Below are 19,404 nucleotides of genomic sequence, written 5' to 3'. Positions count from 1 at the left end.
TCACTTTCCAACTGCCTCACGGTAGTCCTGATATCCCTGGTTGCGGGCGAGCGCCTCATCGATGTCGCTGTTGCCCTGCGCGGACAGCCACGCATAGAGGTCGTCGTACAGCGAGGGGTTCATCGCGAGGAACGGCAAGAGTTCGGGGTGGCGCGCCATTTCGAACTGCATGGCGAAGTCCTCGGTGCGACGCGCGTCATCGGAGGTCAGTCCATCGACCTGCACCACCTGCTCCTGGGCGTTGAACTCTCCCTTGGACACGCGGTCGAACACGGAACCGGGCTCGAAGGCGGGGGTATAGCCGCCCGTCTCCACGTCGGTGCCGGATTCCATCGCGGCGAACGCGAGCTGGGCGCCTGCGGCGGCCGTGGTGGCAGGAGCCGCCTGCTCGATCGCGGGCGACGTCTCCATAGGAGTGAACACAATCTGCTGCGAATCGTTCGCTTGCGGCTCGCCCATCTGAGCGACCGGTGCCTCGGTCACCTGAGCCTCCGGCTGCTCGGCCATGAACTGCGTCTCGACCGCATGCGAATCGGAAGGCGTCGCCTCGGCCGGCGCGAACCAATCGTCCGGTTCGCTCTGGCCGGCGGGCGCGGCCTGCTCGACGGGCTCGACGGACTCGGCCAGCTCGGCGAACGCGGGCATCTCGGCGGACTGCGCGTTCTCGACGTCGGTGGGAACGTCGGCGTCCTGCGGTTCGGCAGCCGGCTGGCCGGCATCGGCCGGTACATCAAACGCAGCGGCATCGGTCGGCGTCTCAACAACGGCCGCCGGCTCGAAGGGATCCACCGGATTCGGCTGCGCGGCGACATCCTCAACGGAAAGCGGCACCAGCTGCGGCGCGGCCATGGTGTCTTCGGCCGCGGTGGCCACCGCGTCGGCGAACAGATCGCGGGGCTGCTCGGGCTCGCGGTTAAGCTGGGTCAGCGGATTGGACAGATCGAGTTCGCTCACCTTGCGCTTCACGCTGGCGGCATTGAACATGCTGGTGGGTTCACCGGCCCGCAGGTCGAGAATATCGTCCACCGACATGTCGGCTGCATCCGGCTCCTGCTTGGCGGGCTCGACCGCGAAGCCGAACAGGTCGGGCACGGGAGTCTCCTCGGGTTCATCCTCAACCTGCTGGTCGACGCGGATCAGATCCACCGGCACGTCACCGAACTGCATGCGCATCGGCGACGTGGGCAGCAGAAAATCGACGCCCGCGGGCAGTCGCAACAGGTCGCCGTTATCACGCACCACATAGGTGCCGTTGGTCGACCCCAAGTCGCAGATGCTCGCGCCACCGGACTGCTGCACCTCGAACACCGCATGCCTTTTCGACATCGACTTGGTGCCGTCGACCACATCGATACGCGTGTTGCCGTCATCCACCAACGGACGCAACGGTTTACGGCCGATCTCCACACGCTCGCCCGGTTTGACGCTGACATGGTCGATCCCATTGATTCTCACCGTCCACTGCACCGCGCAGCCTTCCTTTCCTGCAAAAAACACACTACGAGCCATTGTGTCATGCTTCCTTGAGAATTCTCGGATTACCCTCAAGGATTGACAACTTCCGCCTATTTGCGCATCTCGGCCATGCGGCTCGTTGCGGCCGTCTATGCGGAGAACCCCGCAGTCCACAAGGAACTGCGGGGTTCTCCCAAGCGTTGCAATAGGCGGGTTTCACACCCGCACGTATTACTTGAGCTCGACGGTGGCGCCAGCCTCTTCCAGCTGAGCCTTGGCCTTCTCGGCGTCTTCCTTCTTGGCCTTCTCCAGGACCGGCTTCGGAGCGCCGTCCACGAGAGCCTTGGCCTCAGCCAGGCCGAGGTTGGTGATGCCGCGCACGGCCTTGATCACCTGGATCTTCTTGTCGCCGACGGCGGCGAGGATGACGTCGAACTCATCCTTCTCTTCCTCAGCGGCGGCGGCAGCCGGAGCGGCGGCAACGGCGACGGCGGCCGGAGCGGCAGCCTCGACGTCGAACTTCTCCTCGAAGGCCTTGACGAACTCGGAGAGCTCGACGAGGGTCATCTCACCAAAGGCTTCCAGCAGCTCTTCGTTGGTGTACTTAGCCATAATGGCTTCCTTTCCATCTTGGTCGCGGATGAAGTGGATTCCGCAACCGAATAAACCTTGTTTGTTTTTAGTTATGAAGCTTCATGATTCATGCGGCGAGCCGCAGGTGAATCAGGCAGCCTTCTCCTGCTTCTCGCGCAGGGCGTCGATCGTACGCACGGCCTTGGTCGGCAGAGCGTTGAACAGGTACGCGGCCTTGGCCATCGTAGCCTTGACGTCGCCGGCGAACTCGGCGAGCAGCTGCGGGCGGGACTTGAGGTCCGCCAGCTTCTGAGCGGCTTCGGCGTTGTACACGATGCCGTCAGCGGCGGCACCCTTGACAACCAGAGCCTTGTTCTCCTTGGCAAAGTCACGCAGGATCTTCGCAACCTCGATGAAGTCGCCCTTCACGAAAGTGACGGCGGTCGGGCCGGAGAGGATCTCGTCGAGACCTTCGATGCCCGCTTCCTTGGCGGCGATGCGTGCCAGCGTGTTCTTAGCCACAGTGTAGGAAGTATCGCGGCCTAGCTTCTCGCGCAGATCGGAGATCTGCGGAACGGTAAGCCCGCGGTACTCGGTCAGGTAGACGGCGTCAGCGTTACGGAACTGCTCCGTAAGCTGGGCGACCACCACTTCCTTTTCGGGCCTCTTCATGGCGTTCCTTCCTAAGTCGGCCGTTGACTTGAAGAAGGATTCGTCTCGCCGGGCAATAAAAAAGCCCTGCGCACAGGCAGAGCAACATAATCTCGCAAGCGGACTTGCGCACCCTTGACGGGCTTATATCTCTCAACCTGCGCTGGCTTGGCGAACCAAACTTCGGGAATGCTTGCACACTCCAACCAACGGTCTGTGGTTTACAAGTCGATAACTATACCCACCCGCGCGGACCCGCACCCAATCCGGGCGTGTCGCGCTTGGTGACAGCGCCGACCGCACCGGCGGCACATCACCTTTGTGGATAACTCGAAGGCTCGAACCACACAAGTCCGTTCGGCTGGACATCGCCGCCTTCTTACGCTCACCATCGAACTATCACATGCGAGACGGGAGGCTGTTATGCCAATTGACTTTCCGTATCCAATCGGATACACTCTGAAGTGGACGATTAAACAGTCGAGCCACTACGACAAGTGGTGGAGGAGACTCGAGGATGCCCGCGCAAAGAAAAGGATCGGCTCTTCGCTGCGCCGCATGGAACGCGAAGGACGGCTTCTGGGAGATTGGAAGATTTTCGACGGCATCATCGAATTCCGATTCGGCTTCGGCCCCGGCTACCGGGTCTACGCGGCACTCGAGGAAGACGAATTGCTCCTCCTGCTCGCCGGAGGGGACAAAGGCAGCCAAAGCCGAGATATCTTCACAGCCAGGCAACTTCTAGCGCAGAGACGGAGGGAACGATGACGGACACCACGTTTTCCACTTGGCATATCGAAGATGACATTCAATCCGACGAGGATGCCATCGGATATCTCAACGCAGCACTTGAAGAGCGGGACCCGGCCTCGCTGCAGGACATGCTCGGTGTGGTCGCGCGCGCCCGTGGAATGACAGGCATCGCCCGGGCGTCCGGACTGGGCCGCGAATCACTGTACAAGGCGCTGCGCCCCGATTCCAAGCCTTCGTTCGACACCATCATGCGCGTGGCCGACGCCTTGGGAGCGCAGTTGTACTTCCTCCCCAAAGACATCGACATGGAGGCGGTCCACAACGCCATCGAAGAAGTAAAACAGCGCACCACCGAGCAAACAACCGTCCCCGTCACCGCAACAGGAAGCCTGGCATGAGCCAAACCACAGAACCGACACTCCACCGAACGCCAGACGACCCGCAGAACCCGCCCAAAAAAGCCACCCAAAGTGACGGCACTCGAACATGGCCGCATAAGGAACGTCAATCACGCAATCCTTTTGCCGTCAATCTGCGAGCGCAGGGAATCAAAGGCAAGGGCGGCAACAAATCGCTAGGCAAAGGCGCGATGCCGTTCAAAGCCACCGGCCACAAAGGCGGCATCAGCAGGCAGGGTTCAAAACGCGGCTGACCGCTGGCATCCGGTCACCGCAAATCGCGAAGCTCGCCGCCGCCTTAGACATGTACGCCTGCTTCCATGCCCTGTGCACCCCGCTCTCAGCATGAACGAATCGTCAGTTCGAGCACACCAAATGACGGAACGGGGATTTCCATCAGTCCTTTCAACGGTTCACGATTCCAAACCAGACGTTCCACCCCCGTACAATCGCGCGCGGTTCCCGCCGCAAACGCCTGGCCTCCGACCACACGCACAGTCACGACACTGTCATAACTGCCATTGAGCACTACGAGTTCGTCAACGGACGAGATATCCACATCGACGATCATATTGCGCTCGTACACGGCAGTAACCTGACTGCCATTTTCGTACGCATGAACCATTGGGTATCCCGCGGAGACTCCCACCGGATCCAATTGACCACATAACAACGTCCGACGATGTTTGCGCCATAAGCGCAGCAGAAAATCACAAACCTTGCGTTGGTTCTCCGCCATACGACTGGGCGGTACGGAAAGCTGCGGTACTGAGAAGAACGCAGAGAACAGTTGCTCGGCGCATGCGCGCATGTCGGCGCCGGCATCCCAGAGCAGCATATCGCTATGAACCACCCGATTGCCGCAAATCAGACGTTCGTCAAGGATACGGACGCGATTGGCAATCGCGTCCGCGGCGCAATCGCAAGCGCGGATGATGTTACCGTAGGGTGCAATCGCCGGACCGGAATACGGCTGCCGGAATTCCACCAGAGGAACACGCTCGGGCGTCGCTCCCAGCATGGCATCGCGTATCTCATCGAGCAACAGGCACATCGCCTGCCCCACATCCTCGCAGTCGCCGTCTTCAGGAGACTCGATTGGCTGCCCCTGGTAAACCACCGCCTGCTCTAAGAAGTCGATCTTCAGTCCGTCGATACCGTAATCATTCATCAGCCGCGCGCAGGTCTGGGCGATATACTCCCGCACCGCCCGGCGACGCGGATCAAGCGTATAGCAGTCCGCGCCAAAATCACCTCGATAGTAAGGCGCGTATGGCTCCAAGCGTTCAAACACCCGCGATTTTCTCCCCAACAACAATGGGGCAAACCATAGGACCGTACCTATTCCCTGATCGCGCAGACGCCCGACAGTGCCGCTCAGATCAGGGAATTTCTCTGTATCGGGAATCCAGTCGCCACATCCCGCATAGCCTCTTCCATGCCCAAACTCCTGCCAGCCATCGTCGATGAACACCGACGCGCATCCCATCTCCGACAGAGCCGGGGCCTGTCGTTCAAGCTCCGCGGCATCCACCCGCTGCGTGTAGGCGTACCATGTGGAGAACACCGGCTCCAAGGCAAGCGGGGACATAGGGAATGCCGTCAGTCCTTCAGACATCCAGGAGACGAGCCGCGGGCATACGTCCGATACATGCATATCGGCGTCTATGAGCAGCAGTCGACTTTCTCGAGAAATACGCGGGATCTCCATCGTCACGACAAACCATGCGTTCTCTTCATCGACACCATAGCGCATGGCGATTTCGTCCCCGGCAACGGAGTAAGCAAAAGAGAGCACATTGCGGTCATTGCCATCAAGCATGCATCCCAAAGGCGCGGAATTCACCAAAGACAGATCCACACGGCCGGCCCAATCCGCAGGCATCGCAGGATCATTCCCTCGGCCTCCGGCTTTCCAGAACATTCGGATACGTCCTAATGGCCTGACGATTGCGATGACCGCGGACGTCTCCGAAGCGGAGACCAGCTCGACAAGACGCTCCCCGTCGATGCCATCGGGAGCCTGCACAAGGCGCATATCCATAGAGGACAGCACGCGAACGCCACCGATCTCGACGCTGTTCGTCAAAACGCTCGACAACGATTCCAACAGCATAACGAGACTTCCCTCCTGCTCGATGTCTGGAACATCAGCCCTTTACAGCACCGCCCACCAAGCCGGAGACAATCCAGCGCTGGCAGAACACGAAGAAGATGACGACAGGTACCAACGCTATAACCGTAATGGTCATAAAGGAAGGCCAGTCGGTGGTGAATTGCCCCATCGCGTTGTATACCTGCAGAATCACAGTTCGCAGGTCAGTGGAGGTCAAGAAGATGTTCGGCAACAGGAAATCATTCCATGTGGAAAGCGTCTGGAACACGACGACCGTCGCCAAAATCGGCGTAACCATGGGAAGCACGATGACACGGAAGATTTTCAATGGACCTGCGCCATCGATACGCGCCGCTTCAATGATTTCCATGGGTAGTTTTCTCATATACCCGATGATGAGCATGTAGCAGAAAATCGAATTGACCAAATACAGAGTGATCAGTCCCAATAAGGAATTGGTCAAACCAACCGACGCCTCCATGCGATACCAAGGAATCAAGGTCGCTTGCACGGGAATGCAAAAGGCGATCATAAGAACCGCACCCACCCCTGCCGTAAACCGGCTATTCTTGAGAATCATGCCGTACGCGGCGAGTGCACCAATCAGCACTTCGAAGAACACCGCCGCAATGGTGACGATCAGCGAATTGATGAAGCTACGCACAATAGGCAACGTATCGAAAACCTCGAAGTACCGCTGCAGACTGAACCGTTCCGGCAAACCGAATGGCGACTGTGCCATCTCCATCGTGGTCTTGAACGTATTGATCACGATATAGTACAGAGGAATGGCCATAATGACCGCAAGTCCGTTGATGAGAACAGTGCGCACGATTTTACCTATTTTCGCGCGCTGCGACGGGGTCATACGGGATAACATCATGCGAATCTCCTTGCTATCACTGCGGCAAGCGCCTGTTGCGCAAGCACGACGACGAGGCAGGCAACGGTGAACAGCACGGCAAGAGCGGACCCAAGGCCATACTGAGACTGCGAAATACCCTGCACGATAATGGATTGAGTGATGGTGTTCGTGGCGTAGCCAGGTCCACCCTTCGTCATGCCGTATGGCAGATCATAGACTTTCAAACCACCGGTAATCAGAAGGAAGCTGCTGACCACAACGCCAGGGACCAGCTGAGGAAGCGTGATATGCACGAATTGCTGCCACCCATTGGCACCATCGACGGCCGCCTGCTCATACAAATCCTTCGGAATGGCCTGCAGATAGGCGAGATATAGGGTGGCATGCCAACCGACGCCCGCCCAAATCGCCACAAAGACCACACAGCATCGGGCCAAATTGCTATCGGACAGCCACGGCACTGAATCGAAGCCCAAGGACACCAACACACTATTGAGTGCGCCCGTCTTCAGCGGAGAAAGAATATATTGCCATACGAGTCCCAGCACAATAAGCGAGGGCACTCCAAGGAAAAAGAACAGAGAGCGAGCAAAAGACCGTCCGTAGAACTGGGAATTCAGCGCCACCGCCAGAGGGATGGCCAACAGCGTGGTGATTACTGTTGTGGAGACGGCATACACAATGGTGAATCCCAAGCCAACCAGCAGAGAGGGATCGCTGAACACTTTCTGATAGTTGTATAGTCCGACAAAATTGGGGCGAGGCTGCAAACCGTTGAAATCCGTGAATGAATAGTAGACCGTTTGCCCGAGCGGAACCAAAGTAAGTACAACAAACACAACAAGAATCGGAAGAAGGAATCCTGTCGAGGCCAGCATCTCTGCGATGCTGTTGGATTTGTACCAAGGTGTTTCGCCCTTGGAACCGTTGCCCGGCCGAATATGTCGATGCACAGTCACGACAAACGCCTGCCTTTCCTTATAATCGGGTGGCTACGCCGAGCTGATCCACCAGCGGCAATAGCCCGGCGCAGCCACCCGTTTTGGCTAAAAATCACTTGGATGACGTCCACTTATCATCGAGATAGCTGGTCACGTCCTCAACGCTTGCCTGCCCCTGGGCGAGCAGCTGGAATTGAGAAGCCATCTCCTGTCCCATCACACTGCCGTTACGTACCCAGTTAACCCAGTAGAACGCACCATTGGTGATGTATTCGTCGTAAAGATCGGCGATTTGAGGAGCCACATCCGCCTTGTAGTTGGGGGAAATCGAGATCTGATTGATGTATTCCTCCTTGAGCTTGAGGCCTTCCTCACTGTTGATGAAAGAGAGGAACTTCTCAGCCGCCTCAAGTTTTTCACCGTCGATTTTGGAACTGATCACGTAAGGGGCATCCGGACCACCGCCGACATACGGCTCGCCGCCTTCCACAGCGGGCATCGCAGCCATACCATAGTCAATGCCCGTGGTATCCAGATCAGCGAAATCCCAAGGACCGGATCGGTACATAGCCAACTGCCCCGTCATAAAGTTCGACTTGATTTGATCCGCGCTAACGCTGACGGTCTCTCGGGGCAAGGTTCCGGACTCGACAAGTTCAACCCACTGTTCAAGAACCGGAGTCCACTGTTCCGTAAAAGTGCCGCCCTCATCCATCTCCGGCCACAACGAGGAATCAGTTCCCTGAGTGGCATAGTATCCACCGAGCATGGGCTGGAAGGAACCGGAAACGACGCTCATATCCTCCATGTATGGAGTGATGCCGGCCTCCTGCAGCTTCTCACCAAGCTCGATGAATTCCTCCAACGTCTCAGGCACGGTGTCGTAACCAACCTGTTTGAGCAGATCCTTGTTATAGACAACGCCGCCCACCCATGCGGTAACCGACATGCCGTACAACTTGCCGTCACGGGTGTAGAGCGTCTTTGACATTTCCGGCAGACCTTCAACAAACGGCTCATCCGTGAGATCCTTCGCCAATCCAGCATCAAGAATCTCGTTACGGGTTTCGATCGAGATGTGGTACACATCAGGCAATTGATCCCCGGCCGCTCGCGTAGTTAGAGTCTGCGCGTAATCGTTGGCTTCACCTTGAGCCGTGCTGATATCCACGTGGATATCGGGATTGGCATCTTCGAACGCCTCGACGATCGGCTTGACCTGCTTCTCATTCTCCCATGCGAAATAAGTAATCGTGGTCACGCCTGCGTCACCGGCCGTATCGTTTCCGCATGCGGCAAGAGGCATCAACATCGCAGCCGCAGCGCACGCGGCAATCGCCGTCTTCCTGATCTTCACTTCGGATTCCTTTCGCCATGTGGGTATCCCATTACCCACCAAATCAATCTTCACTGATTGTTAACACGTGTTCACCGTGTTGCATTCAGTATGCCACCACATATACTTAGCTACAAATCACGGCGTGTTGTCACCAAAAAGGGCTTATTTTAAGCATTTTTAGCATTGCAACATAGTTCAACACCCTCAACACAGGGATGCTTGCACAACACGAGGCAATCATGTATTAATACGTGTTAACACAGTTCGCAATTGCGCAGTCAGCCAAAGGAGGCAAGCAATGGGCACATACGGCAGCACTCAAATCATCAGCAATCGACTTTCTCTTACAATCCTTCCTAATGAACGCTGGTGGGGAGGCAACGTGTCAGATGGCCGCTACATGCCGTTTGGGGCACATGAATTCAGCCGAGACCTCTCTTCCTGGCGGCATACGGACAGCGGACTTGACGAAAGCTCCAATCAAAGCGCCCCTCTGCTGATTTCCACCAGAGGGCGATATGTATGGAGCGAGACCCCTTTTCATTTCACGTTCGAGGCAGGACAACTTGATGTTGATGGGCAAAAAATAGTCTGCAAAGATACCGACGGAACATTGGGAGACGCTTATCGCGCCGCTTGCGCAAAACACTTTCCCCCGAGCGGAGACACACCTGCGCAGCAGATGTTCTCCAAACCTCAATACAACACATGGATTGAAATGCCATACCACCCCACGCAAGAGAAAACACTCGCATACGCGCAGTCAATGCTGGACGCCGGGATGCCGGCCGGCGTCCTCATGATCGACGACAAATGGAGTCCTGACTATGGCGATTGGACTTTCGAAAGATCCGCATTCCCGAATCCGGAAGCCATGCTCGAACAGCTGCACGACATGGGATTCGACGTGATACTTTGGCTTGTTCCCTTTGTCAGTCCCGACTCCGCAGTATTTCGCTCACTCGAGGCGCAGAATCTTCTGCTCAAAGACAAGCACGGTCGCATCGCCATACGACGTTGGTGGAACGGCTTAAGCGCCGTGCTCGATCTCAGCAACCCCGAAACGCACAATTGGATTCACCAAAACCTCGATAGGTTATGCGAGCTCGGAGTGGACGGATTCAAATTCGACGGCGCGGATTTATACGATTTCCACCCCGACGACCAACCCTTACATCCCATGACCCCGAATGAGATGTGCGAACAATGGGCCAGAATCGGCACACGTTACCCCTTCAACGAGTTTCGCGCCTGTTGGAAGATGGGCTGTCAGCCGCTGGCACAGCGTCTGCAAGATAAACCCGCTTCCTGGGGTCCGGAAGGCTTGGGATCCCTCATTCCAGAGATGCTCGCCCAATCGATGATCGGCCACGCATTCATTTGCCCCGACATGATTGGAGGCGGCGAAGTGAACAATACCCTGCGCGACGGCATCGACCAAGAGTTTTTCGTCCGGTACGCGCAGGTAGCAGCCCTATCGCCTATGATGCAGTTCTCCGTCGCTCCTTCCCGAGTGCTTGACGAACAGCATCTGGCTGCGGTCCGAGAGGCGCTAAACGTCCGAAAGCAATATCTTGACGATATCATCGCGCTGTCAAAACATGCGGCGGACTCGGGCGAACCAATCATTCGACCACTGTCATATCACTATTACGATTGCGAAGACGTAACCGATCAGTTTATGCTCGGCCCCGACCTCATCGTCGCCCCCATCACCACTCAGGGATGCGACACACGCACCGTGACCCTACCCACCGGCAGATGGCATGCCGACAACGGCGACATCATCGAAGGACCTATAACGTTCGAGACCCCCGCCCCTTTGAACCGACTGCCGCGGTTCGACAGGATACAGTGAACACGCAATAGGCTTCAGCGAGTATCGTTAGTAATACCATCACCTCATCGTATCAGGAGTGTCATGCCCAGTTCACGGCGTACAGTGAAACCACCCACCAGCAAAGACGTTGCAGCGCTGGCAGGAGTGTCCCGCACCACAGTTTCATTCGTGATCAATGGCAAAGCAAACGTCTCGGATGAGACACGACGACGCGTCGAAGACGCGATGCATAGGCTGAATTATCAGCCCAATGTCGGAGCTCGGCTGCTGCGCACCAACAAGACAGGGATCATTGCTTTATTCGCAATGATCCACGCCGGCAGAGACGCCAATGAGACAGCGCCATATATCGATGCAGTGGTCAGCGAGGCACGACGACGAGACTACGACGTGTTAATCAATACCGCATCCCCCAGCGCAGATGGCATACAACGGCTGATATCCAAATCCATCTGCGATGCGTTCATCCTTCTTGACATCAGCGCCAACGACGAACGCATCCCCGTGGCGGCAGCATCACAGGCCCCCACCGTCCTAGTCGGACGCCCCGCAAATCCAATGGGATTAGACGTGGTTGACTTTGATACCGACGAAGCCGGACGGATGGCGGTTCGGGAACTTGCAGAAACAGGCCACCATCATATCGTCATGGCCGGCGAACCAATGCAGTCCGATGCCAGCAGCTATCGCTTCGTCGGGGATTTCCATACAGGCATTCTTGACGAAGCCCGCCATTACGGCATTCCCGTATCCGTAGTGCCGCGCGTCAGCGGCGATTGGCAGGAATATCTCACATTGACCGACCAACTGCTCGAACATGCCGATGACAGGCTGGGCATTATTCTTCGACAGCCGCATACCATCGAATGGACCCTCCGACTGATGAGAACACGCGGACTCGTCCCCGGCAAAGACGTATCGATAGTGGCTCACTGCGCAGATAGCGCCGCCATCTCCTATTTATGCCCAATATCCAATATCTCAACGCGACCGGAAACAATGTCTCAGCAAGCTGCGGCAATACTCTTTGACCGGCTTAATGGCGACGACGGACCGGCTCACTTTGACCTCATCAAACCTCATCAACTCACTCGCCGAGAAAGCACCGTCGTATGGAACAACTAACCCGAATCACGAACTCCAATCGGGACTCATCCAGCCCATAAAAGTGTCGAGTATAACCGACACTTTGCCGACGCAACCTCAAAAGTGTCGACTATACTCGACACTTTCGCGTAAGACACCTCACTCGCGGCGGCATACGACACCGCACTCCTAATACATGGCGAAAACCGCCACGAGCGGAGTCGCGCGCGGCGGGAGACTACGGGATGAGGTTGCCGGCTGCGACGTAGAGATCCCACCAGTCCTGACGCTCGAGTGTGATGTCGGCGCCGTCGAGCATCTCGTTCAGGCGATTCGGACTCATCGAGCCGAGCACGACCTGAATGTTCGCGGGGTGACGCAGCACCCATGCGGTGGCGATGGCGTTGGCGCTCACCCCATACTTGGCGGCCTTGGCGTCCAGCGCGGCGTTAAGCTCGGCGAAATGCGGATTGCCGACGAACGGGCCGAACTCGGTGCCCGATTGGAACGGACTCCACGCCTGGATCGTCATCCTGCGCAGGCGAGAATACGAGAGCAGACTGTCGGAATGGTTCGCCGGAACCAGCCCCTCGGCCGTGGAGTTGACCATCATCTCGTCGCTGACCATCTGCGCGTGCATCAGCCCGAACTGCAGCTGGTTAGCCTCCAGCTTCTGCCCCAGCGACGCCTGCAGCAGCTCGACCTGCCACGGGCCCATATTGCTTACGCCGAAATGACGCACCTTGCCGCTGGATTGCAGAATATCGAAGGCCTCGGCCACCTCGTCGGGCTCCATCAGCGTATCGGGGCGGTGCAGCAACGCGAAGTCCACATAATCGGTTCCCAACGCCTCAAGCTCACGGTCGAGCATCTCGACGAGATGGGCGGCCGAGAAGTCGTAGCGCAGCGCATGCACGCCCTGCGGGTCGTCGTAGTCGATGACGATGCCGAATTTGGTTTGGATGAGGATGTCCTCGCGCTTGAGTCCGGCGTCCTGCCACGCGCGGCCGAATGCGCGCGAGCTGGCGTGGGCAGCACCGGCGGAGAAACCGTAGATATCCGCCGTGTCGAAGAAATTCACGCCCCGCTCCGCCGCGGCACGCACCGTTTCGGCCGCCGCTCCCGGGTTCAGCGCATCCATGCGCATCACGCCCAGCGCCGCCTGCGACGCGTTCACTCCCGACGTTCCGATTTCGATGGTCTTCATTGACGACGCTCCTTATTCGCAGATCAACACTCGTCTTTCCTCAACCACGATACGCCCAACCCCGATAAATCGCGCTAGCGCTCCAACACAAGCAGCTTCTCGACCTTCACATTCGAGCCACGACCTCCGAACAGCTGACCGGTTTTATCATCCCATTGCGACGCTTCGCCGGTCGACTCGACCACGATCGAATACTCACCTTCGGGAAGCGACGGGGTGGCGTAGCGGCACCCCTCATCCGGGGCTTTGGAGTAGAACGTGACCCAAATCGGATCGACCACATCGTCGCCTGTCGCGCCGCGCCGAAGGGAAACCCTCGCGTATCCACCTGACGGATCGGCGCGCCCCATAAGCAATGCCCTGCCACCGTCCTTACGGATGGAGAACCGGGCCTCAGCCGATACCCCGGGGCGGTCGTCAAGGAAATTCACCGGAATCTCATCCACGGCGATACGTTCAACATCAACCTGCTCGGCAGTCGCCGGATTCCAAGCGTTCCAGTACTCATCAAGAGCCAACCGCTCCCCGTGCGCGCTCAACGGCAGCCACACATAGGAGGCGGCCGAACGCTGGTGGGGGAAACTCCAACGATCGCCCATGAACATCCTCGTCTCACGGCCAGCGTCATGCAGCGGCAGAACGAACAGGGTCTGCGAATTGCACGTCTGGGAGCCGTCCGGCGCGAACAGTCCCTGATATGCCCAAGGACCAGCCATCGACGGCGCGGAAAGACAATAGTTCTCATTGGCATCCCAACTTGTCTTCCCCGAGAACATCATCCAGTATCGATCACCGATTCTTGTCGCGGCAGGCGCCTCGCCTCCATGCGCGATCGATGCGCACACCTGCCGGTCTATCGACAGGTAGTCATCCGACAGCAGGTAGACATCCCCTTCATGCACCAGCAGATATCCGGAACCATCATCGTCTTGGTATACCCCCAGATCCCAGCGTCGAATAGCTTCGCCTCCGTACGTCAGCGGCCCTAGGAAGGTGTACGCGCCGTCGATGGCGTCGCTAACCGCCACGCAGATGTGAGGATCGGTGTACGACAGGTTGTCGGAATGCATGAACATCACATACTTGCCCGTAGCCGGGCATCGCATGACTTTGACGCGTTCGCCGATACGACTGGGTCCCATGAGCCCGGAATCCTGACGCGGCAACACAAAGCGCCGGAACGTCCAGTGTTCCAAATCCTGCGACGAATAACAGGAGAATCCGTCGAACCGGTTCTCATCGTCGGTTTTGTATTCTCCGAAAAGATAATACGTCTTGCCTTCTTGGACGAGACATCCGCCGTGGGCATTCACCGTATGGCCTTGGTCGTCGAACCAAGGAACACCGTTGATGATCAATGACATTCCTATCACCTCGCCGTAGAGTTACATAGTCCGTGAGCAGGCAGGAGACGGCAGCAAACGCGGCGACCAGGTCTTTCTTACGTTCGTCATGCGAATCCTTCCTTTCCTCGGGGCAGGCATCAACAAATGCGAGTCGCATTCGCCGCAGACCTTTTCTTGAATTAATACGTATTAGTAATGCACGCCATCATAATGCGCCCCATATGCCAACCATGCAAATAACACGGCGCGTTGCATCAAAACAACGCAACAAAGGCAACATTTCGCCATCAATATAGCCACATCAGCCACGCGACACGCGAAAGAGAAAGACCTCCTTGCAATCCATTAATTTTTGATTTACTAATACGTATTAGTTACTATGTGCTGACATGCCGCCGCGTCGCTCTCATCCAAAGGAGGACCTATGACCGACAAGCACGCGCCCACCCCGGAAACCACGACTTTGACCATCCCCCTGCTCGAACACGAACGCTGGTGGGGAGGCAATGTCGCGGATGGACGGCTCATGCCGTACGGGAAGGAACCCTTCGCCAGAGACCTGTCATCCTGGAAACATCACCCCGACCTCGATGAGGCGTCCAATCAAAGCTCCCCTTTGCTCGTATCCACCAAAGGTCGTTATGTTTGGAGCCGCAATCCGTTCGAATTCTCCTTTGCCGACGGCACCCTTCTCGTCAAAGGCAGCCAGCTCATATCGGGAGAAACCGGAGGATCGCTGCGCGACGCCTACAAGGAGGCATGCCTGCGGTTTTTCCCGCCTTCGCACCGCACTCCCGCGTTGGAGATGGTCACCAAGCCCCAATACAACACCTGGATTGAGATGCCGTACCGCCCCACGCAGGAGAAGGTGCTCGCTTACGCCCAAGGCATGCTGGACGCCGGCATGCCCGCCGGCGTGCTGATGATTGACGACATGTGGAGCCCCGATTACGGCGATTGGACATTCGATACGGCGAAGTTCCCCAATCCTCGGCAGATGCTGGACACGCTCCACGATTGGGGATTCAACGTGATGTTGTGGCTTGTGCCTTTCGTCAGCCCCGATTCCCCCACTTTTCGCAGGCTCGAGGCACGCAATCTGCTCCTCAAAGACAAGAACGGGCGCATAGCCATCCGCCGTTGGTGGAATGGTCTGAGCGCGGTGCTCGACCTCAGCAACCCCGATACCCACGACTGGATACACGAACAGCTTGACGCTCTTCTTGCGATGGGTGTGGATGGATTCAAATTCGACGGTGCCGATCTGTACGATTTCCACCCCGATGACCGGCCCCTGCACCCGATGAACTCAAACGACATGTGCGAACAGTGGGCACACATCGGTTCCGCTTATCCGTTTAACGAGTTCCGTGCCTGTTGGAAAATGGGCGCTCAGCCATTGGCGCAGCGACTGCAAGACAAACCACCCGTATGGAACGAGTACGGCATCGGTTCGCTCATCCCCGAGATGCTGGCCCAAGGCATGATCGGGCACGCGTTCTCCTGCCCTGACATGATTGGAGGCGGAGAGGTCAACTCGACCAATCACGACGGCGTCGACCAGGAGTTCTTCGTCCGCTATGCCCAAATCGCCGCGCTCTCCCCAATGATGCAGTTTTCCATAGCGCCGTCGCGAGTGCTTGACGATGTTCATTTGCATGCGGTCCGAGAGGCTCTACGCATCCGGGAATCGCTATTGCCCACCATCGTTGATCTCGCGCGGCAAGCGGCGGCCACCGGCGAGCCCATCATCCGACCGATGTCATATCAGAATGGCGACCTCGAGGACATCACCGATCAGTTCATGCTGGGAAACGAAATCATCGTAGCGCCGGCGACCGCACGCGGCGCCACTTCGCGCACCATCGCCATTCCAGACGGCATATGGCGGTCTGACCTAGGCGAAATCGTTCGGGGACCAGCCACCGTCGAAGTGGATACGCCCATTGACCGCATTCCCCGATTCCACAAGATGGAATAGTGGCAACGGCACCCAAACGCAACCATGGCGGGTATTCTTAAGGGGATACCCGCCGTCACCACAGGAAGCTCCATGACACGACAAACCACCACCAAGCCTCCCACAAGCAAAGACGTGGCTGCACTGGCTGGCGTCTCGCAAAGCACCGTGTCATTCGTCATCAACGGCAAACAAAGCGTCTCCGAATCCACCCGCATACGCGTCGAAGACGCCATGCGCAAGCTGAACTACAGGCCCAACGCCGGAGCACGCACGCTTCGCACCAGCAGAACCAACATCATCTCCCTATTCGTGGAACTCCACAAAGTCGCCGACGCCAACGAAGCCACCCCATATATCGACACCGTCGTGACCGAAGCCCGCAACCACGATTACGACGTTATCCTCAGCACCATGAACGAGGGAGCGGAAGGATTGAACCGCATGGCGGGCAAATCCATTTGCGACGCGTTCATTCTCATGGACGTCAAACCGGATGACGCCCGAGTGCCGGTCGCTGCATCATTGCGCATCCCATCGGTGCTCGTCGGCCGCCCTAATGATCCCATGGGACTCGACGTGGTGGACTTCGACACCGCCACCACAGCGGCTCTGATGGTCGACGAACTGGCTGATACCGGACACCACCATATCGTCGTGGTCGGAGACGCCACGCTTCCCAGTCCGCAACGCTTTCAATTCGTAGAGGATTTCTACAATGGCGCCCGCCGCCGCGCCGAGGAGATTGGCATCGATCTTACGATAGTGCCGCGTGTCACCGGAGATTGGCAGGGGCTCGCCGCCATCGGCGATCAACTGCTGGCGCATGCCGACGACCGACTTGGCATCGTCGTCAGGCAGCCGCGTATGACCGAATGGATCATACGGCTGCTGGAACAGCGTGGACTGGTCGCGGGGCGCGACGTCTCACTGGTGTCGCACTGCCCGGACGACACCGCCACATCATTCCGCCGTCCGGTCAGCAATATTTCCACGTTGCCCGAACAGCTTTCCCGTGCCGCCACAACAATTCTTTTCAACCGCTTGGAGGGAGACGACTCCCCCGCGCATTTCGATCTCATCCAACCGAACGGTGTGGTGAGGCGCGGCACCACCATCGACTGGAACACGCGGGGCTAATCGCATCCGCCACCTCGACACGTATCCGACCGTTCGCATCCGCGCATCCGCGCATCCGCGCATCCGCGCGTCCTCGCGCCTGCCTCGCGCCTGCCCCGGAGCGACTTACCTGGCGCGCGCTATAATCGCCTGTGTTCTGGCCGGCATGCCGCATCTGGCGGCACCGGCGGGGCGAGTCGCAATTCTCGCCGGGGATCGTAAACCCCGCACAACCCAGGAAAGAAGAGATTAATGGAGAAGTTCTTCCATCTCAAGGAGAACGGGACCACCGTGTCAACCGAAGTGCTGGCCGGCCTGACCACGTTCTTCGCCATGGCGTACATCATCGTCGTCAACCCGCAGATCCTGTCGCAGACGGGCATGCCGTGGGGCGGCGTGTTCCTCGCCACCATCATCGCGGCCATCATCGGCACGCTCATCATGGGCCTGTTCGCCAACGTGCCGTACGCCCAGGCCGCCGGCATGGGCCTCAACGCGTTCTTCACCTACACCGTGTGCTTCGGATTGGGCTTCACCTGGCAGCAGACCATGTGCATGGTGTTCCTGTGCGGCCTGATCAACATCTTCATCACCGTCACCAAAATCCGCAAGATGATCATCATGGCCATCCCGGAGCCGCTGCAGCACGCCATCGGCGGCGGCATCGGCCTGTTCGTGGCGTACGTCGGCATGCTGAACGTCGACCTCATCACCTTCACCCCCGACGAGGAGACCACGGCCGCTACCGGCGCGACCCCCGGTCTGGCCACGTTCAACAATCCTGTGCTGTGGGTGTTCCTCATCGGACTGGTGCTCGCCATCGCATTCACCGTGCTTAAGGTCAAGGGCGGCATGCTGCTCGCCATCGCCATCACCACCGTGGTCGGCATTCCGTTCGGCGTGACCACCTGGTCCGACTCTCAGTCCATCGCCCAGACCTTCAGCGAGCTGCCGACCACGTTCGGCGCGATCTTCTCCGCCGAAGGCTTCCCCGCGCTGTTCTCCGACCCGACCAAGCTGCCGCTGGTGATCGTGACGATCTTCGCGTTCTCCATGTCCGACACTTTCGACACGCTCGGCACCTTCATCGGCACCGGCCGCCGTACCGGTATCTTCTCCGCCGAGGATGAGAAGGCTCTGGAGAATGGCCACGGCTTCTCCTCCAAGATGGACAAGGCGCTGTTCGCCGATTCCGTCGCCACCTCGATCGGCGCGATCTGCGGCACGTCGAACACCACCACCTACGTGGAGTCCTCCGCGGGCATCGCAGCCGGCGGCCGCACCGGCCTGACCTCCGTGGTCGTGGCCGCTTGCTTCGCGCTGTCGGCGTTCTTCGCCCCGCTGATCTCCGCCGTGCCTTCCGCCGCGACCGCCGGCGTGCTGGTTATCGTCGGCTGCATGATGGCCGCCTCCCTCAAGGAGGTCGACTGGGCCGACATCACCGAGGCGATTCCCGCGTTCTTCGCCGCGGTGTTCATGGCGTTCTCCTACTCCATCTCCTACGGCATCGCCGGCGGTTTCATCACCTACTGCATCGTGATGACCTGCAAGGGCAAGGCCAAGAACGTCCATCCGATCATCTGGACCGTGTCCGTGCTGTTCATTCTGGACTTCGTGCTGATGGCCGTGCTGTGACACTTGGCTGAACGCGGCGATTCGCCGCGGGATGCTCTACTGATATAAGGACCTCGTCCACACATTGGGCGAGGTCCTTTTTCGACTGTGCGCCGTCGGAATGCGGCATCAGCGTGGATG

17 protein-coding genes are annotated in these 19,404 nt (G+C 58.2%); 8 read left to right on the top strand and 9 right to left on the bottom strand.

The features are described from left to right. From AC1AV0_RS08565 to rplJ, 3 genes are all read right to left on the bottom strand, one after another. Positions 1-1,509: an FHA domain-containing protein gene (locus AC1AV0_RS08565; protein ID WP_476573070.1), complete on the bottom strand. Its 1,509-nt coding sequence runs from the start codon at positions 1,507-1,509 to the stop codon at positions 1-3. Between the two features lie 177 nt (positions 1,510-1,686). Then, positions 1,687-2,067, bottom strand: coding sequence for a 50S ribosomal protein L7/L12 (gene rplL / locus AC1AV0_RS08560; RefSeq protein WP_476573068.1), 381 nt, complete (start codon positions 2,065-2,067; stop codon positions 1,687-1,689). 111 nt (positions 2,068-2,178) lie between these two features. Beyond that, positions 2,179-2,700: a 50S ribosomal protein L10 gene (rplJ, locus tag AC1AV0_RS08555; protein WP_476573065.1), complete on the bottom strand. Its 522-nt coding sequence runs from the start codon at positions 2,698-2,700 to the stop codon at positions 2,179-2,181. A gap of 402 nt (positions 2,701-3,102) precedes the next feature. On the opposite strand from rplJ, the gene AC1AV0_RS08550 reads away from it, so the two are divergent. The 3 genes from AC1AV0_RS08550 to AC1AV0_RS08540 are packed head-to-tail and all read left to right on the top strand — an operon-like array spanning position 3,103 to position 4,084. Continuing rightward, on the top strand, positions 3,103-3,447 hold the full coding sequence (locus AC1AV0_RS08550; protein WP_476573062.1) for a type II toxin-antitoxin system RelE/ParE family toxin: 345 nt from the start codon (positions 3,103-3,105) through the stop codon (positions 3,445-3,447). After that, positions 3,444-3,830 (top strand): addiction module antidote protein, encoded by a 387-nt coding sequence (locus tag AC1AV0_RS08545; protein ID WP_476573060.1) that lies wholly within the window; start codon positions 3,444-3,446, stop codon positions 3,828-3,830. The genes AC1AV0_RS08550 and AC1AV0_RS08545 overlap by 4 nt, the downstream gene beginning before the upstream one ends. Then, a complete protein-coding gene (locus AC1AV0_RS08540; protein ID WP_476573058.1) occupies positions 3,827-4,084 on the top strand; it encodes a hypothetical protein in 258 nt (85 codons plus the stop codon). The genes AC1AV0_RS08545 and AC1AV0_RS08540 overlap by 4 nt, the downstream gene beginning before the upstream one ends. Positions 4,085-4,170: 86 nt before the next feature. Here the strand turns inward: AC1AV0_RS08540 and AC1AV0_RS08535 are convergent, their stop codons facing one another. The 4 genes from AC1AV0_RS08535 to AC1AV0_RS08520 form a co-directional block, all read right to left on the bottom strand. Next, a complete protein-coding gene (locus AC1AV0_RS08535) occupies positions 4,171-5,946 on the bottom strand; it encodes a glycoside hydrolase family 36 protein (protein WP_476573056.1) in 1,776 nt (591 codons plus the stop codon). Positions 5,947-5,980: 34 nt separating this feature from the next. After that, positions 5,981-6,814 carry a carbohydrate ABC transporter permease gene (locus AC1AV0_RS08530; protein WP_476573320.1) on the bottom strand — a complete coding sequence of 278 codons (834 nt, stop codon included), beginning with the start codon at positions 6,812-6,814 and terminating at the stop codon, positions 5,981-5,983. Positions 6,815-6,825: 11 nt separating this feature from the next. Then, a complete protein-coding gene (locus tag AC1AV0_RS08525; RefSeq protein WP_476573317.1) occupies positions 6,826-7,689 on the bottom strand; it encodes a carbohydrate ABC transporter permease in 864 nt (287 codons plus the stop codon). 175 nt (positions 7,690-7,864) lie between these two features. Next, positions 7,865-9,109 (bottom strand): ABC transporter substrate-binding protein, encoded by a 1,245-nt coding sequence (locus AC1AV0_RS08520; protein ID WP_476573053.1) that lies wholly within the window; start codon positions 9,107-9,109, stop codon positions 7,865-7,867. A 280-nt stretch (positions 9,110-9,389) separates the two neighbouring features. On the opposite strand from AC1AV0_RS08520, the gene AC1AV0_RS08515 reads away from it, so the two are divergent. Then, positions 9,390-10,949, top strand: coding sequence for a glycoside hydrolase family 31 protein (locus AC1AV0_RS08515; RefSeq protein WP_476573051.1), 1,560 nt, complete (start codon positions 9,390-9,392; stop codon positions 10,947-10,949). A gap of 63 nt (positions 10,950-11,012) precedes the next feature. Next, the gene (locus tag AC1AV0_RS08510) at positions 11,013-12,056 is read left to right on the top strand and encodes a LacI family DNA-binding transcriptional regulator (RefSeq protein ID WP_476573049.1); all 1,044 of its coding nucleotides are present in this window, start codon (positions 11,013-11,015) and stop codon (positions 12,054-12,056) included. 199 nt (positions 12,057-12,255) lie between these two features. Here AC1AV0_RS08510 and AC1AV0_RS08505 read toward each other — a convergent pair whose 3' ends face one another. Together AC1AV0_RS08505 and AC1AV0_RS08500 are read right to left on the bottom strand one after the other, a co-directional pair. After that, positions 12,256-13,224 (bottom strand): aldo/keto reductase, encoded by a 969-nt coding sequence (locus tag AC1AV0_RS08505; RefSeq protein ID WP_476573047.1) that lies wholly within the window; start codon positions 13,222-13,224, stop codon positions 12,256-12,258. 74 nt (positions 13,225-13,298) lie between these two features. Continuing rightward, positions 13,299-14,588, bottom strand: coding sequence for a family 43 glycosylhydrolase (locus AC1AV0_RS08500; protein ID WP_476573045.1), 1,290 nt, complete (start codon positions 14,586-14,588; stop codon positions 13,299-13,301). Between the two features lie 406 nt (positions 14,589-14,994). On the opposite strand from AC1AV0_RS08500, the gene AC1AV0_RS08495 reads away from it, so the two are divergent. From AC1AV0_RS08495 to AC1AV0_RS08485, 3 genes are all read left to right on the top strand, one after another. Then, complete coding sequence (locus tag AC1AV0_RS08495) at positions 14,995-16,551, top strand: glycoside hydrolase family 31 protein (RefSeq protein ID WP_476573043.1); 1,557 nt, start codon at positions 14,995-14,997, stop codon at positions 16,549-16,551. 72 nt (positions 16,552-16,623) lie between these two features. Continuing rightward, positions 16,624-17,670 carry a LacI family DNA-binding transcriptional regulator gene (locus tag AC1AV0_RS08490; RefSeq protein ID WP_476573041.1) on the top strand — a complete coding sequence of 349 codons (1,047 nt, stop codon included), beginning with the start codon at positions 16,624-16,626 and terminating at the stop codon, positions 17,668-17,670. A 231-nt stretch (positions 17,671-17,901) separates the two neighbouring features. Beyond that, entirely contained in the window at positions 17,902-19,284 is a 1,383-nt protein-coding gene (locus AC1AV0_RS08485) for an NCS2 family permease (protein ID WP_476573039.1), read from the top strand. Positions 19,285-19,404 lie beyond the last annotated feature (120 nt).

It is taken from the genome of Bifidobacterium sp. LH_558 (genome assembly GCF_056356295.1).
This window is presented reverse-complemented; position numbering and strand designations above follow the sequence as displayed.